Source organism: Rhizobium sp. 1399 (assembly GCF_031455475.1).
GTDB lineage: Bacteria > Pseudomonadota > Alphaproteobacteria > Rhizobiales > Rhizobiaceae > Rhizobium.
Genome location: NZ_JAVDSU010000007.1, coordinates 76,082 through 91,466 on the forward strand (window position 1 = coordinate 76,082; position 15,385 = coordinate 91,466).

A 15,385-nucleotide genomic window follows, 5' to 3' on the forward strand; every position below is an offset into this window, starting at 1 on the left:
TGGTCAAGCGGGTTTCGTCTCGTCTTCCTCGGCGGGGCGGATGCGCAGCTTGGTGATGCGGTTCTTTTCCCGCTTCATGACGACGAAGCGCTTGCCGTAGAAAGTGAAGGCCTGTCGCTCCTCGGGAATGGTCATCGATTCATGGATGACGAGACCGGCAATCGTCGTCGCCTCCTCATCCGGCAGGTTCCAGTCCAGCGCGCGGTTGAGATCGCGGATTGATACGCCACCATCGACGACGATGGAACCGTCGGCCTCCTGTCGTACGCCCTGTATATCAATATCGTGCTCGTCGGAGATATCGCCGACGATCTCCTCCAGAATATCCTCGAGCGTCACGACGCCCTGCACCTCGCCATATTCGTCGACGACGACGGCGAAATGCTGCTTGCGGCGGAGGAAGGCATTGAGCTGGTCTTCGAGATTGGTGCTGTCGGGCACGAACCAGGGTTTCTGGGCGATTTTCACGATATCGAGCTGCTGCGGCTCCATGTTCGGCTCGGCGAGCGCCCGCAACAGATCCTTGGCGTGTACGACGCCGATGATGTTGTCGATCGTACCGCGCCACAGCGGCATGCGTGTATAAGGGCTTTCGAGGATCGCCCGGACCACGGATTCGGGCGGATCGTCGGCATTGATCGCCCGCATCGCCATGCGGTGGACCATGATATCGGAAAGCTCGAGTTCGCCGAGATCGAGCACGCCGCCGAGACGGTCACGGTCGGCCTTTACGACAGAACCCTCGCGATGCAGCAGGTCGACGGCGCCGCGCAGCTCCTCATGCGCTGACAGCATCGAGACTTCGCGCGACAGGTTGATACCGAAAAGACCGAGGATCTGGCGCACGATCGCATTGACGAAGGAAGAGAGTGGACCGACCACGGCGACGAAGAGCCGTGTCGGTATTGCAACATTGAGCGCAAAACGCTCCGGCGTGGAGATCGCCCAGCTCTTCGGCAGAACCTCCGCGAAGATGACGAGGATAATGGTCATGGCAAGCGTCGCCAGCGCCACACCGGAATTGCCGAAGATCCCCAGAAATACGCTTGTCGCCAGCGACGATGAGAGAATATTGGCGAGGTTGTTACCGATCAGCAGCGCACCGATCAGCCGGTCACGACGCTCGATGAGGGTCCTGACGAGACCGGCGCGCTCGTCGCCATTGGCTTCCAGTGTATGGATCCGGCTTCTCGAAACGGCGGTCAGCGCGGTTTCGGATCCCGAAAAGAAGGCAGACATCAGTACCAGGGCCACGATCGAAACGATCTCCGGCCAGTAGACCGATAAAAACGCCAGGGTGCCCTCGACTGACATCAGGGATGTTTTTCCTTGAGAAAACTGATCACTTCGGAAGCCGGCACGTCATCGGCGACGAAGGACTGGCCGATGCCGCGTGTGAGGATGAAGGTAAGCTTACCGCCCTTGACCTTCTTGTCCTGCGCGATCGCATCCATCAGCACTTCGGCCGGCGGCAGGTTGCCTGGAATTTCCGACATGCGGGTCGGCAGGCCGACCGCCTTAAGATGCGCCTCGACGCGGTGGGCATCATCGGGGCTCGCAAGGTTCATGCGCGCCGAAAATTCATGCGCCAGCACCATGCCGATAGAAACGCCTTCACCATGAACCAGCCGGCTGCTGTCATAGGCGGTCGCGGCCTCCAGCGCGTGACCGAAGGTGTGGCCGAGATTGAGCAGCGCCCGCTGGCCGTTTTCCCGCTCGTCAGCAACCACGACATCCGCCTTCGCCTGGCAGCTGACCGCAATTGCTTCGATACGGGCCGAACCGCCTGCAAAGACCGCCTGCCAGTTGTTCTCCAGCCAGGCGAAGAAGTCCGGCTTGTCGATCAGGCCATACTTGGCGACTTCGGCATAACCGGCGCGGAATTCGCGTTCGCTCAGGGAATTCAGGACATCGGTATCGGCGAGAACCAGATCCGGCTGATGGAAAACGCCGATGAGGTTCTTGCCGTGGCGGCTATTGATGCCGGTCTTGCCGCCGACGGAGGAATCCACCTGAGCGAGCAGCGAAGTCGGCACCTGTACGAAGCGCACGCCGCGCCTGACGATGCCGGCCGCAAAACCCGAGAGGTCGCCGATGACGCCGCCGCCAAGCGCGATGACATAGTCATTGCGTTCGACGCGCGCTTCGAGAACCTTGTCGCAGACATTGACCAGATGCTCGAAACTCTTGGTCTTCTCTCCGGCTGGCAGCACGACCGCCGCCGATGCGATGCCGGCGGTATCGAGGCTCGCCTTCAAGGCATCGAGATAAAGCGGTGCCACATGCTCGTCGGTTATGATAGCCGCCTTGCGGCCCTTGAGCCGCGAGCCGATCTCGCCCCCGGCTCTGGCGATCAGCCCTGGCCCGATCAGAATGTCATAGGCACGTTCGCCAAGCGGTACATGCACCTTGCGGACGGCGGAAGCGGAGGTGATCGCGTTCATGATACTGCACTTTCCTTCTGGGCCTCGACCACGGCTCTCAGCACTTCATCGGCCATGACTTCCTTGCGCACGTCGCGCGAAAGCACCGTGAGATCGGCTTCGGCATAAACGGGGTAGCGGGCGTTCATCAGATTTTCGAGCGTCTGCTTCGGGTTTTCGGTCTTGAGCAGCGGACGTGTATCGCGCTTGTTGACCCGGTCCCAGAGCACGTCGAGATCGGCCTTCAGCCAGACCGAAAGGCCGCCCTTCTTGATATGCCTGCGCGTACGGGCGTTGATGAAGGCGCCGCCGCCGGTAGAGACGACGCGCGGCCCGCCCTTCAGCAGACGCTTCATCACCCGTGCTTCGAGCGCCCGGAACTCTTCTTCTCCATAGGCCGCGAAAAGCTCCGTGATCGTCATGCGCGAGACGCGCTCGATCTCTATATCGCTGTCGATGAAGGGAACGCCGAGCTGCTGCGCAAGGAGGCGGCCGACCGAGGATTTTCCGGCGCCCATGAGGCCGACGAGGATCAGATTGCGTGAACCGAGCGCGGCGCGAGCTCTGTCTCTCAGGCTGTCTGCAACGGAAACTGGGGGTTCACTCATCGGTCCATTCACACTTTGTTTGCAAACGGTATCGACAAATGCGGGTGTAGCGTCAAGTCGCGGGCAAGGGAATCATGGTCTCACTGCCGCTTCTTGCACTTGCAAACATGCTTCTTATAACAGAAGCAGAGTTCTAAGGAGTAGCCGGATGCCGAGCCTGATCCGTTTCCTGTCCGTCCTGGCGGTCATCGCCGGACTGATCTATGGAGCGATGTGGGCGCTCGTCACCTTCGTCGAGCCGCAGGAGCGGGACGTGACGATCCGCATCCCCTCCGAGCGGGTAAACCCGCCGTCGACGGGCACGATCAACACCACGAAGAAGTGACGCGATGAAGGATCTCGGCCGCGTCCATGTGGAATCATTTCTGGAAATGATGAGTGCCGAGCGGGGTGCTGCGGTCAATACGCTGCAATCCTACGAACGCGATCTGGACGACTTGCGCTCCTTCCTGCACGGCCGCAGCATTCGCCTGACCGAAGCGGCTTCGGGCGATCTCGGCGCCTATCTCAGTTCGCTATCCACGCAGGGTTTCAAGCCTTCCTCGCAAGCCCGCCGCCTTGCCTCCATGCGGCAGTTCTACAAATTCCTCTATGCCGAGGGCCTGCGCACCGACGATCCGACCGGCATTCTCGACGCGCCGAAAAAGGGCCGCTCCCTGCCGAAGACGATGGGCGTCGAGGAAGTGACCAAGCTGCTTACTCAGGCAGAAACCGAGGCCGCTGACCCTGCCCCCGGCCAGCTTCACCGCATGCGCATGCTGGCGCTGCTGGAACTGCTCTATGCCACCGGCATGCGTGTCAGCGAGCTCGTCTCGCTTCCAGCCCGCGTTCTCGATCAGGAAGGCCGTTTCCTGATGATCCGCGGCAAGGGCAACAAGGAGCGGCTGGTACCGCTTTCCCAATCGGCCATTGCCGCTCTGAAATCCTACGGCGGCATGCTGGCGTCGGAAAACGCCGCATCAAAACAGCCCCAGGAGAGCCCCTGGCTCTTCCCGGCCGCCTCGAAAGAGGGATACTTGCCGCGCCAGGTCTTCGCCCGCGATCTCAAGAATCTGGCAATCCGCGCCGGCCTCACACCTTCGATGATTTCGCCGCACGTCATGCGACACGCCTTCGCGAGCCACCTTCTGGCCAACGGCGCGGACCTGCGCGTGGTGCAGGAACTCCTCGGCCATTCAGACATTTCGACGACACAAATCTATACGCATGTTCTGGAAGAACGGCTCCAGCAACTCGTCCATACGCACCACCCCCTTGCAAAACAGGCGAAAAAGCACGAATAGGACCGGCGACAAGGGACGGAACCAGGAAACTGCCCCGCGCACAAGGAACGGAAACGCACCTCATGCACAACTATCTCGACTTCGAAAAGCCGATCTCCGACCTCGAAGGTAAGATCATCGAGCTTAAGAAGCTGGCGACGGAAGACGAAAGCATCGACACCTCCGACGAGGTCGGCAGGCTCGAAGTCCGCGTCCGCGAGGCGATCGTCGAGATCTATTCGAAGCTCAACGCCTGGCAGAAGACGCAGGTCGCGCGCCATCCGCAGCGTCCCCATTTCGTCGATTATGCCAAGACGCTCTTCCAGGAATTCACGCCGCTTGCCGGCGACCGCAAGTTTTCCGAGGATGCCGCCATCCAGGCTGGCCTTGCCCGCTTTCGCGGCCAGCCGGTCGCCGTCATTGGTCAGGAAAAGGGCAACGACACCAAGAGCCGCCTGAAGCACAATTTCGGCAGCGCCCGTCCTGAAGGTTACCGCAAGGCGATCCGTATCCTCGAAATGGCGGATCGTTTTCAGCTTCCGGTCATCACCCTCGTCGATACCGCAGGCGCCTATCCGGGTGTCGGCGCCGAAGAGCGCGGTCAGGCCGAAGCCATCGCCCGTTCGACGGAGATGTGCCTCGGCGTGAAGGTGCCACTGATCTCGATCGTCATCGGCGAAGGCGGCTCAGGCGGCGCGATCGCGATTGCTACCGGCAACCGCGTCTACATGCTCGAACATTCGATCTACAGCGTCATCTCGCCGGAAGGCGCCGCCTCGATCCTCTGGCGTGATTCCACCCGCGCCAAGGAAGCGGCGACCAATATGAAGATCACGGCGGAGGACTTGAAGGCACTCGGCGTCATCGACGGCATTATCCCCGAGCCGCTCGGCGGCGCCCACCGTGATCCCGACAGCGTCATCGCCGCCACCGGCGATATAATCTCCAACGCGCTTGCCGAAATGGCCTCCCGTTCCGGCGAACAACTGCGTAATGACCGCCGCCAGAAGTTCCTCGCCATGGGCCGCAATCTGTAAAATCCGCAGGTCTGCGTAGTTGATTGAGGCCAAATCTTGGCCACAATAATGTTATCTGTAACATCAGTGCTTGCAGGGCGCTTCGGGGTAAGTCATAGGCTGGTAAGGATTTATCAAGTATAAGCCGCCTATGATTCCGCGCTACGCCCGGTTTCCGTAAGCGGGTTGGGTCGCATTATTGATGGGCTGATTGAATGCGCATACGTCATCTTGCCTATGTTTCGCTCATGGCGCTGGCTCTGACCGGCTGCAATGACGCATTGGAATCCGCGCAGGGTATCGACCTCTCGACCGTCAGGAACAAGGTGGAGCAGCCGCTTCCGAGCCGCATCCTTGCCGACATGTCGGCCAAGGGCATGGACCGCAACTCGCCGATCATGATCCGCATCTTCAAGGAAGAAGGCGCGCTGGAAATCTGGAAGGCGAAGACGAACAACCGTTTCGACAAGATCGCCGACTACAAGATCTGCGCCTGGTCCGGCAAACTCGGCCCGAAGGTGAAGACCGGCGACCGTCAGGCGCCAGAAGGTTTCTACAACCTCACTCGCTCTAACCTGAACCCCAATTCCAAATATTATCTCGCCATCAACACCGGTTTCCCGAACCGCTATGATGCCGTCAACGGCCGCTCCGGCAGTGATCTGATGATCCATGGCGCCTGCTCGTCGTCAGGCTGCTACTCCATGACCGACCAGCAGGTTCTGGAAATCTACGCCTTTGCCCGCGACGCCCTCAAGGGTGGTCAGGAAACGGTACAGCTTCAGGCCTTCCCCTTCCGCATGACGGCCGAGAACATGGTCAAGCATCGTCTCGATCAGAACTACGATTTCTGGAAGATGCTGAAGGTCGGCTACGACAATTTCGAAGTCACCAAGCGCCCGCCGGAAGTGAATGTCTGCGAGAAGAAATACGTCTTCAACCAGCAGGCAACCGATGGCGGCAGCTTCAATCCGGCCGGCAAGTGCCCGGCCATGTCAACGCCGCCCGCACTGACAGCGGCTCTCGCTTCCTACGACAAGACTTATGACGCCGACTATCAGACGGCCCTGAAAAAATATGACGGCCTTGCCTGGTACGACCCGACAGAGGCCGAGCGCAAGGCTGTTGTCGCCAAGCTCCGCAAAGGCCGCGAACTGGCTTTTGCGCCAACGGGCACCTCGCTGGAAGCCGGCCGCATGGTCAAGGTTGCCGAACTCGAAGACATGATGGCCAATCAGGCCGCGAAGAGCGTTGCTGCCAAGACCGCAGCGACTGCGACGCCGACGACGCAGGCTCAAGCCACGACCGTCGCTGCAGCGCTGCCGGCCAATATTCCGGTGCCGATGCAGAACCCGCTGGCCTATGCCGCGCCCGAGCCCGCGCCGCAGGAAACCGCCGACGCCACCAAGAAGCCGTTCTGGAAGTTCTGGGCCAGGAACTGATCGGCTTGGACGCCATTCTCTACGATCTGCGCGGGCTGAAATGCCCGCTCCCCGTCATCAAGACGCGCAAGAAGCTGACGGCCATGCCAAGCGGTGCGATGATCCTCGTCGACACCAGCGATCCGCTTGCCGCCATCGACATCCCGCATTTCTGCAATGAAGATGGCCACGATCTGGTCAGCACGGAAAAGACCGAGCGCGGCCACCGTTTCCTGATCCGCAAGGGATAGAGCGTTTTCTGATTAAATCCGCATGCCCGGAATGGCGAGCGGATTGTCGCTGAGCGCAGCCCGGTCAGGCGTATCGATCCGCGGCTTGCCGAGGAAGGCATCGAAAAGATCTTTCACGAAAGCCTCCGGCAGATCCTTGGTGATCAGCACCATGCGCGTGCGCCGGTCCTCAGGATCCGGCCAGGCAGCAAGCCGCACCGGCGGGTGGAAGATGCTCTGGACGCCGTGCAGCACCAGCGGGCGTTCCGGCCGGTCTGATGTGGCGATGATCGCCTTCATGCGCAGAAGCTTCTCTCCATGCGCCGAACGCAGGAGATCGATGAACATTTCGAGCGCCATCGGATCGATTGCCTTCTCCTCGATGATCGAGAAGGAACGGATCGACGCATCGTGACGATTGACGTCGTGCGGGTCCTGATGCTCGTGGCCATGATGATGGTGGTGATGACCGTGATCGTGGCCATGATCATGATGGCCCTCATGCTCGTCCTCATCATGCAGCCAGCGGCGGACATCGGCGATTTTTGTGCCGGGATCATAAAGCCCGTTGACGAAAATACGCGCTGAGCCTGCCTCATCGCTGTCGGCATCCATGATGGCGGCACGCGGATTGAGGCCATGCAGACGTGCCATCAGCGCATCCGTGTCACCCGCTATGCTCTGTTTCGAAACGATGAGCCGATCGGCGACAGCCGTCTGCTTGCGCGCCTCCTCATGATTGTCGAGCGTCTGTAGGCCGTTCACGGCATCGACGACGGTGACCACACCATCGAGCTCGAAATTCTGCGCAACAATCGGATTGCCCATGATCGCCTGCATGACGGGAGCCGGATCGGCAAGACCGGTGGTTTCGATGACCACGCGCTTGACCGGCTTCACACGGCCTGTCTGCACGGCATCCATAAGGTTCGCCAGCGTATCGACCAGTTCCCCGCGCACGGTGCAGCAGAGGCAGCCGTCGGAGAGCTCGATAATGGAATCGCCGGAGCTTTCGACCAGCAGATGGTCGATGCCGACATCGCCGAATTCATTGATGATGACGGCCGCATCCTTCATGGCAGGATCTTTGAGGATACGATTCAGAAGCGTCGATTTTCCGGCGCCGAGGAAGCCGGTCAGGATTGTGACCGGGATCTTGTCGCTAAACGTGCTCATGGTTTTTCCTTAGAAGGATTTCGGCCGCGGGAGCGGAACCGGCACATTGGCGAGCGCCTCGACCGCGTCACCCTTGGCGGTCTTGTCGTTCTGCGCAACCGGCTGCGTATCCTGCCCCGGAATGAGGCCGGCGAACACGAATTGCGGCTCGTGATCCATCTCGTGAATATAGGGCGACTGCACCTTCATGCGGCCGACCTCGTCGCGCGTTTCGCTGCGCACCTTCGCGCCCTTGGCGCTGCAAATATCGGCCGTGATGTCATTCACCTGGTCCTGCCCCGGACCATAGGGCCTCAGCGAACCCAGTGTATCATTTGCTGCAAACTGTGTGGTGAAGCCCTTCTGCAGCAGATTGGCAGTGGCGTCAGCGCGGGCCGCCAGGCTGTCGGTGCCGAGCACGACGGAAACCAGCGTGCGGCCGCTGCGTGTCGCCGAACCGATCTGGTTGAAGCCCGAAGCGCAGATAAAGCCGGTCTTCATACCGTCGGCACCGGCAAAACGGCCGATCAGCATATTGATGTTCGGAACGTTCTGCTTGCCGGTCGTAAAGCCTTCCAGCGAAAAATAGCCGGCATATTGCGGGAAGTCCCGGCGCAGCGCCACCGACAGGATCGCGAGGTCGCGAGCCGTCGTAAACTGCCCCTTGCCCGGCAGGCCGTTCGGATTGATGAAATGCGAATCCGACATGCCGAGCTTCGCCGCTTCGGCATTCATGCGGACAACGAAAGCTTCCTCGGTGCCGCTGACCGCCTCGGCGACGGCGACCGCGATATCGTTCGCCGACTTCACCATCAGGATCTTGAGCGCGCTGTCGAGCGTGAATTTCTGGCCCGGCTTGAAGCCCATCTTGGCCGGCGGTTCGGCGGCTGCCCGCTTGCTCATGACAACGGGCGTGTCGAGGCTGATCTGGCCGGAGCGGATTGCATCGAATACCGTATAAACGGTCATGAGTTTGGTCAGTGAAGCCGGATACCACTTGCGGAAGGCTTCTTCATGCTCCAGCACCCGGCCGGTCTGCACGTCGACGAGAATATGCGGATTGGCCTCAGCAAGTGTAACGGACGAGACAAGAACCGCTGTTGCTGTCGCTATAAAAGAAAAGGGCCGCAAAGCGGCGAACAAACGATCGGGGCGCGTCGACAAGTGCTCGTCCTTCAGGGAATTATCTCGAAACCTTCCCCTATTTACCCTATATGGCTATGACATGGCAAAGGTCATTGACTAAGTTATTTCCAAGGCATCACGCCCTTGTGATGCTTTCAGACAGGCCCCACGCATTTCATTCACAGGAAGCCAAGAATGCCGATTCTGAATAGAGCCGCCGAACTTCAGGACGAAGTCGCAGAGTGGCGCCGCCACATCCATGCGCGGCCGGAACTTCTCTTCGCAGTCGAAAATACCGCTGCCTTCGTTGCTGAAAAGCTTAAGGAATTCGGCGTCGATGAAATCGTCACCGGCATCGGTCGCACAGGCGTCGTCGGCCTCATCAAGGGCAAGGGCGAAGGCAGCCGCACGGTCGGCCTGCGCGCCGATATGGATGCCCTGCCGCTCACCGAAATCACTGGCAAACCTTGGGCATCGAAAACACCTGGCAAGATGCACGCCTGCGGTCATGACGGCCATACCGCCATGCTGCTGGGTGCAGCGAAATATCTCGCAGAGACCCGCAACTTCAATGGCAATGTCGCTGTGATCTTTCAGCCCGCCGAAGAAGGCGGCGGCGGCGGCAACCTGATGGTGAAGGACGGCATGATGGAGCGCTTCGGCATCGAAGAGGTCTACGGCATGCACAATCTGCCGGGCCTGCCCGTCGGCCAGTTCGCCACCCGCAAAGGTCCCATCATGGCGGCGACCGACGAATTCACCGTCACCATCAAGGGCCGCGGCGGCCATGCAGCGCAGCCGCACCGTACGATCGACCCGATCGCCATCGGCGCGCAGATCGTCTCGAACCTGCAACTGATCGCCTCGCGCAGCGTCAATCCGCTGCGCTCGGTCGTCGTCTCCGTCACCAAGTTCAATGCCGGCTTCGCCCATAACGTCATCCCCAATGACGCAACCTTCGCCGGCACGATCCGCACGCTTGATGACGAGGTGCGCGCCCAGGCCGAAGCACGCCTTCGCGAAGTCGTGGAAGGCATCTGCGCTGCCCATGGTGCGGCAGCCGACATCAACTTCCACCGCAACTACCCCGTCACCTTCAACCATGCGGATGAAACGGAACATGCCGTCGCCATCGCCAGCGACATTGCCGGCGAAGCCAACGTCAATCCCGAGGTCGATCCGATGATGGGCGGCGAGGATTTCTCCTACATGCTGAACGCCCGCCCCGGCGCCTTCATCTTCATCGGCAACGGCGACACCGCCGGCCTGCATAACCCGGCCTACGACTTCAACGACGAAGCCATCGCCCACGGCATTTCCTACTGGGTGCGCCTTGCCGAACAGCGCCTCGGCGCCTGAGATGAAACGACATTAGAAATACTGAAAAGGCTTGGCTTCCTGCCAAGCCTTTTGTATGCATGGCATCCAAGTGGTCCCGTAGCTCAGCAGGATAGAGCACCAGATTCCTAATCTGGGGGTCACGCGTTCGAATCGCGTCGGGATCACCACTCTCTCACCGATAGCCAGGTCGCCACCGCACGGCGCGTTTTGCGCCAACCCCGAACAGTGCCGCGACGATCCAACTGCCGAGGAAGCCGATTGCCGCCCAGACGAGGCCGGCGAAGCTGACGGGGACGCCGGGCACGAAGTCGCGCCATGTATTGGCAATTATCCCCTCATCGGCATCGCGCATCAACACGAAGGGCTTGGCGACCGGCGGCGCACTACCGAGATCCGATTGCTGGGTGACGAGGCGCTCATAGCGCTCCAGCGTACTGCGCATCGAAAGGCCGCGATCGCGCAGGAAATCGTCGGGAGAACGGGCATAGACATCGAGCGCCTGCTGACGATCGAGATGATGGTCGGCGGCCTGTTTCGTGAAGTCGTCGACGATGATCCTGAGCTCGTCGATCGCCCCGCCGATACGCTGGCGATATTGCTGTGCGAATTCCGGCGCCTGCGAGAAAAGCGTGCCGCCGGCAAGTCCAACGACCAGTGTGACGGCCCTTCCAATCTGTCCCATGACGATGTCTCCGGCTGTTCCGACACCAGAACGATTTCGAGCGGGCAAAGGTTGCCACTGACACATTTGGTAACGCTATGTGATTGAACTGATTGCGCTTCGTTCGAGTTGATCACCCGACCAACTTAGAAAGAGAGGCTTGTCATGAAGAATACTATCATCGCTTCTGCATTTGCTGCGGTTACGATTTTCGCCGCTGCTCTGCCTTCGCAGGCGGCCAGCGTAACCATCACAACTGACAATGGCGGAGACGGATATCACCACCGCATGGCGGATCGTCCTTACTACCGCCATCACCTGCCGCCTCGCCGCGTTTCGCATGATTGCGTGACCCGCACGGAACGCATCCATAGCCACGGCGAAACCGTGATCAAGAAGACCCGTGTCTGCCGCTAAGATACGAAGACCCCGGCTGGAGACCCGGCCGGGGTCTGCTGTTCTCAAGCATGAGGAACTTCGGAATTTTTCCCGCGTTTTACCGGCAAAACAGGAGTATCCATCATGCGTATTCGAATGACTCTTCTTGCAATTGGCGGCGCAATCGCCTGCGGTCTGCTCATCGCCATCAGCTACCAGCCGCAAGGCCCCGTCGCCACACATAAGACCGATCGGCTCGTCGGTGAAAAGGCCCCCGCCGGTTTCCTGACCGAGCGCTTCGGCTGATCAGCTGAGCGACGGCTTGCGTGCCACGACGTGGAAATATTCCTCGTCTGCCAGGGTTTCGCCACCAAGCGGGCGACCATCGACCGAAAAGAGCAACGGTTCGCCGGTAAAACCGCTTTCGGTGAGTTGTGAGCGCAGCTGACCGGGTGTCGTGGCATAGACCATGATGCCGAAATCATGGGCGCGATGCAGCAAGATCGCATGTTCGCCATGCCGCTGCTCCAGTGGCGCGAAACGACGTTCCCGCACCAGTCCCATTGCGTGCTTGAGGAGCCGGAAGCTCAGCTTCACCGGATGGTTGGACCAGACGATGGAAGAACGGGCGCGGTTTTCACCAAAACCATGCCAATTGCGATTGAAGGTCGAAAAGGCAAACGTGCCGCCGGCCTTCAGCACGCGCAATACTTCACGCAGGACCGATCTGCGTCCATCCGCATCGACGGAGTCGATACCGTTATAGCTGAAAACGACGAGATCGAAGGAGCCATTGGCAAAGGCCGAAAGATCACGTGCATCCATATTTTCAAAACGAAGGCCCGGATGGTTGGAGCGCGCAAGCGTCACCATCTCGGGCGTATAGTCGATGCCAACATAGTTGTCCGCCTCGCTGGCAAGAAGCGCTGCGGTGCGGCCTCCGCCGACACCGATATCGAGGACGCTGCCGCCCTTAGCATTGGCGAGGCCAATGCCAAGCGCCATACGTTCGCCTTCATTGATGAAACCGCTGCCATTGCGATAGTCGCGTCGGGAGAGCGGGCTGCTCCATGTCCGACGATTGATCATTTCCATCTGATGCATCAAAACACCTGACTTTCGGGGCTGGAATAGGTCCAAACCTAGGTCAGGGGTCGGCGCGGATAAACTTACATAAAGTTAATGTTTGGTTAATAGTTAATGTCGAACATTAACCATCGAGTCCGCAAGCAAAATACGGTTGCGAACCGTATGCACGCCTTCAACTGTTCTTGCGATGACTGTTGCCCGCTCGATTTCATCAACCGTACCGACGTGGCCGCTCAAAACGATCTCGTCGCCTTCGGCCGTAACCTCGACATCGGATGCATCGATACCGCCAGCAACGGCCAGTGCATTGGCAACCGCAGATTCCAGCGTCGCACGATTGGCATATTCAGCCTCAGCTTCGGGCAGATGACCATGAAAGGTCTGTTCCTTGAAGACCATCGTTCTGTCCTCCTTGGTGGTGAGGGAGAAACGCGGCTGACAGGACTTTGGTTTCGCCTACCAGCGAAGCTGATAGTTCAAATTGACATTTCCCGTCCGCCCCGTCGAAAGCGGATCGGACACAGACGCGCTCAGGCCGAGATTGGGTAGGATGTTCTGGCTGACGGCAACGGTACTGGAAAAGTCGCCATTGAAATCGCTGACGCTGCTCCCGGCCGAAATCGATGTGCCGGTCCACGGATAGATCAGCTTGACCGCCTGGGAAGCCGACACCGTCGCCTGCCGCGCATCGACGGCGCTGTAACCGAGGCTCACCGCGCGTGTCGTCTGCATGTCGAGCGAATCTGAGAGTATCCAGCTTCGCGAACGGCTGAGCATAAGCGCGCCGCTGCCGCGTAACGTATCGACCTGCAGCGTCACATCCTGCTGCGCACGGCTGGCCGGCGTAACGCTCACCTTCTGCAGCTTGCCCCAGAGCATCGCCTGGCCAGAATTCGGCAACGGTGCCCCGCTCTTGTTGGAGGCTAGCGCGAGATCTGCGCCGGCGCTCGTCTCCCATTCCATCGGCAGGCGGAACCCGACCGTCGTTTTGTAGGAACTGGTGGATACCTTCACCGGCGACCAGATCACCAGATCATCCGCAAATACCGGATTGGCCAGCGGCAGAAGGGCAAAAACAAAGCATGCAATCTTTATTTTCGTCATAATATCGCATCGTTTTGAACTAGCACGCCGATCGCGCACCAATAGGCGCAGAGCGGACGTGGAGCGCTCGCGTCGAACGCAATGAAGGATGGCGCAAACACGCAATCCCGGTTCAGTCTTCGATTTTTCTTTGGCCCGCGGCCAATGGCATAAATTGCCGGTTGCTCGTCGGACACATCAGTGCCCAGCGGATTTGCCTTTTCGGCCGCAACCGGCCGCAGCAAATGATCATCCCCGTGAGGACTGTTGTCAGGATCACATCATGGCGAACCTATGTAAACCCCCTCTGGAGTTGAAATTTGCTGCACCGCACACTTGCTGCCTCCCACGATCCCCTGTAGAGCCGATGCCGAATATGCAATTTCTTGCGAAATCGACCATGATGACGAGCGAAACCGCGCCTCGGCGCCTCAGTATCTTCGGTTCGACCGGCTCGATCGGCCAAAATACGCTCAATGTCATCGATCATCTGGGCGGCCGGGACAATTTCGAAATTTCCGTCCTGACCGGCAACGGCAATGTAGAATTGCTGGCCCAGCAAGCGAAATCGTCGGGCGCGCAGCTGGCCGTCATCGCCAATGACCGGCATTACGAATCACTGAAAAGCGAGCTTTCGGGCAGCGGCATCGCAGTCGCTGCCGGCAAATCCGGCCTGATGGAGGCGGCAGACCGCGAGGCGGACTGGGTGATGGCAGCCATCGTCGGCACGGCCGGCCTTGCTCCTACTCTTGCCGCGGCGCGCCGCGGCGCCGATATCGCGCTCGCCAACAAGGAATGCCTTGTTTCGGCAGGCGATCTTTTCATCGAGTCGGTGAGAAACGGTGGCGGCAAGCTGTTGCCTGTCGATAGCGAACACAATGCGATCTTCCAGGTGCTGGAGGAAAACCAGCGCCATGCCGTGGAACGTATCATCCTGACGGCATCAGGCGGTCCCTTCCGCACGTCCTCACTGGAGGAGATGGCCAACGTCACGGTCGAGACCGCACGCGCCCATCCGAGATGGTCGATGGGCCTGAAGATTTCCATCGACAGTGCGTCGCTGTTCAACAAGGCGCTGGAGATGATCGAGGCGAAGCACCTTTTCGGCCTGCGCCCCGAGCAGGTGGAGGTGATCGTTCATCCGCAGTCGGTCATCCATTCGATGGTCGGCTATACGGATGGCTCGGTGCTGGCACAGCTCGGCGCACCGGATATGCGTACCGCAATTGGCTACGCCCTCTCCCATCCGCGCCGGGCGAACCTGCCGATCGAGCGGCTGGATTTCGCCAAACTGGCACGGCTGGACTTCGAGGCTCCGGATGAAAAACGTTTCCCTGCGCTCCGGCTTGCTCGGTTGGCGATGACGCGCGGCGGCGTCCAGGGCGCAGTGCTGAACGGCGCCAAGGAAGTGGCGCTCGAAGCCTTCATCGAGGGCCGCCTGCCCTTCCTCGCCATGGCTGAGATCACCGAAAAAGTGATGGACGATCTCATCGATCTGCCAGCGGCCGCGACGATGGACGACGTGTTCGCCGCAGACAAGGAAGCCCGGCAGCGGGCTGCCGGGCTCATCCGATAAAGAAATTTTCCTGAAAA

The 15,385-nt window shown here is 59.9% G+C and carries 18 protein-coding genes and 1 tRNA gene; 10 read left to right on the top strand and 9 right to left on the bottom strand.

Annotation, left to right across the window (positions count from 1 at the left end; all coding sequences use genetic code 11):
• Positions 1–3 precede the first annotated feature (3 nt).
• The 3 genes from J2X71_RS21895 to J2X71_RS21905 are packed head-to-tail and all read right to left on the bottom strand — an operon-like array spanning position 4 to position 3,031.
• Positions 4–1,314: an HlyC/CorC family transporter gene (locus J2X71_RS21895; RefSeq protein ID WP_113319714.1), complete on the bottom strand. Its 1,311-nt coding sequence runs from the start codon at positions 1,312–1,314 to the stop codon at positions 4–6.
• Positions 1,314–2,444 (bottom strand): 3-dehydroquinate synthase, encoded by a 1,131-nt coding sequence (gene aroB / locus J2X71_RS21900; protein ID WP_310384886.1) that lies wholly within the window; start codon positions 2,442–2,444, stop codon positions 1,314–1,316. Before aroB ends, J2X71_RS21895 begins: the two co-directional genes overlap by 1 nt.
• On the bottom strand, positions 2,441–3,031 hold the full coding sequence (locus J2X71_RS21905; protein WP_007822233.1) for a shikimate kinase: 591 nt from the start codon (positions 3,029–3,031) through the stop codon (positions 2,441–2,443). Before J2X71_RS21905 ends, aroB begins: the two co-directional genes overlap by 4 nt.
• A gap of 148 nt (positions 3,032–3,179) precedes the next feature.
• On the opposite strand from J2X71_RS21905, the gene J2X71_RS21910 reads away from it, so the two are divergent.
• The 5 genes from J2X71_RS21910 to J2X71_RS21930 all read left to right on the top strand — a co-directional run bounded on the left by J2X71_RS21910 (position 3,180) and on the right by J2X71_RS21930 (position 6,981).
• Entirely contained in the window at positions 3,180–3,356 is a 177-nt protein-coding gene (locus tag J2X71_RS21910) for a hypothetical protein (RefSeq protein ID WP_007822234.1), read from the top strand.
• A gap of 4 nt (positions 3,357–3,360) precedes the next feature.
• Positions 3,361–4,314: a site-specific tyrosine recombinase XerD gene (gene xerD / locus J2X71_RS21915; protein ID WP_310384890.1), complete on the top strand. Its 954-nt coding sequence runs from the start codon at positions 3,361–3,363 to the stop codon at positions 4,312–4,314.
• 62 nt (positions 4,315–4,376) lie between these two features.
• Positions 4,377–5,330, top strand: a complete 954-nt coding sequence (locus J2X71_RS21920) for an acetyl-CoA carboxylase carboxyltransferase subunit alpha (RefSeq protein WP_113319717.1) — start codon at positions 4,377–4,379, stop codon at positions 5,328–5,330.
• Between the two features lie 194 nt (positions 5,331–5,524).
• On the top strand, positions 5,525–6,751 hold the full coding sequence (locus J2X71_RS21925) for a murein L,D-transpeptidase family protein (protein ID WP_310384892.1): 1,227 nt from the start codon (positions 5,525–5,527) through the stop codon (positions 6,749–6,751).
• 5 nt (positions 6,752–6,756) lie between these two features.
• On the top strand, positions 6,757–6,981 hold the full coding sequence (locus J2X71_RS21930) for a sulfurtransferase TusA family protein (RefSeq protein ID WP_310384895.1): 225 nt from the start codon (positions 6,757–6,759) through the stop codon (positions 6,979–6,981).
• Between the two features lie 12 nt (positions 6,982–6,993).
• Here J2X71_RS21930 and J2X71_RS21935 read toward each other — a convergent pair whose 3' ends face one another.
• A complete protein-coding gene (locus J2X71_RS21935; RefSeq protein ID WP_310384897.1) occupies positions 6,994–8,136 on the bottom strand; it encodes a GTP-binding protein in 1,143 nt (380 codons plus the stop codon).
• Positions 8,137–8,145: 9 nt separating this feature from the next.
• Positions 8,146–9,279, bottom strand: a complete 1,134-nt coding sequence (locus tag J2X71_RS21940; protein ID WP_310384899.1) for a D-alanyl-D-alanine carboxypeptidase family protein — start codon at positions 9,277–9,279, stop codon at positions 8,146–8,148.
• A 156-nt stretch (positions 9,280–9,435) separates the two neighbouring features.
• On the opposite strand from J2X71_RS21940, the gene J2X71_RS21945 reads away from it, so the two are divergent.
• Both J2X71_RS21945 and J2X71_RS21950 read left to right on the top strand, forming a co-directional pair.
• Positions 9,436–10,599 (top strand): M20 aminoacylase family protein, encoded by a 1,164-nt coding sequence (locus tag J2X71_RS21945; protein ID WP_310384901.1) that lies wholly within the window; start codon positions 9,436–9,438, stop codon positions 10,597–10,599.
• 72 nt (positions 10,600–10,671) lie between these two features.
• Positions 10,672–10,748: transfer RNA gene (locus tag J2X71_RS21950), tRNA-Arg, on the top strand.
• A 5-nt stretch (positions 10,749–10,753) separates the two neighbouring features.
• Here the strand turns inward: J2X71_RS21950 and J2X71_RS21955 are convergent.
• A complete protein-coding gene (locus tag J2X71_RS21955) occupies positions 10,754–11,263 on the bottom strand; it encodes a DUF2937 family protein (RefSeq protein WP_113319723.1) in 510 nt (169 codons plus the stop codon).
• A 144-nt stretch (positions 11,264–11,407) separates the two neighbouring features.
• Between J2X71_RS21955 and J2X71_RS21960 the strand changes: the two genes are divergently transcribed.
• Positions 11,408–11,659 carry a hypothetical protein gene (locus J2X71_RS21960; protein WP_310384903.1) on the top strand — a complete coding sequence of 84 codons (252 nt, stop codon included), beginning with the start codon at positions 11,408–11,410 and terminating at the stop codon, positions 11,657–11,659.
• A 105-nt stretch (positions 11,660–11,764) separates the two neighbouring features.
• The gene (locus J2X71_RS21965; protein ID WP_310384905.1) at positions 11,765–11,926 is read left to right on the top strand and encodes a hypothetical protein; all 162 of its coding nucleotides are present in this window, start codon (positions 11,765–11,767) and stop codon (positions 11,924–11,926) included.
• On the opposite strand, the gene J2X71_RS21970 is transcribed toward J2X71_RS21965, so the two are convergent.
• From J2X71_RS21970 to J2X71_RS21980, 3 genes are all read right to left on the bottom strand, one after another.
• Positions 11,927–12,724 (bottom strand): class I SAM-dependent methyltransferase, encoded by a 798-nt coding sequence (locus tag J2X71_RS21970; protein WP_310384907.1) that lies wholly within the window; start codon positions 12,722–12,724, stop codon positions 11,927–11,929.
• A 93-nt stretch (positions 12,725–12,817) separates the two neighbouring features.
• A complete protein-coding gene (locus J2X71_RS21975; RefSeq protein WP_113319726.1) occupies positions 12,818–13,108 on the bottom strand; it encodes a BON domain-containing protein in 291 nt (96 codons plus the stop codon).
• Between the two features lie 57 nt (positions 13,109–13,165).
• On the bottom strand, positions 13,166–13,813 hold the full coding sequence (locus tag J2X71_RS21980; protein WP_310384911.1) for a hypothetical protein: 648 nt from the start codon (positions 13,811–13,813) through the stop codon (positions 13,166–13,168).
• A gap of 379 nt (positions 13,814–14,192) precedes the next feature.
• On the opposite strand from J2X71_RS21980, the gene dxr reads away from it, so the two are divergent.
• Positions 14,193–15,368 (top strand): 1-deoxy-D-xylulose-5-phosphate reductoisomerase, encoded by a 1,176-nt coding sequence (gene dxr / locus J2X71_RS21985; RefSeq protein WP_310385465.1) that lies wholly within the window; start codon positions 14,193–14,195, stop codon positions 15,366–15,368.
• Positions 15,369–15,385 lie beyond the last annotated feature (17 nt).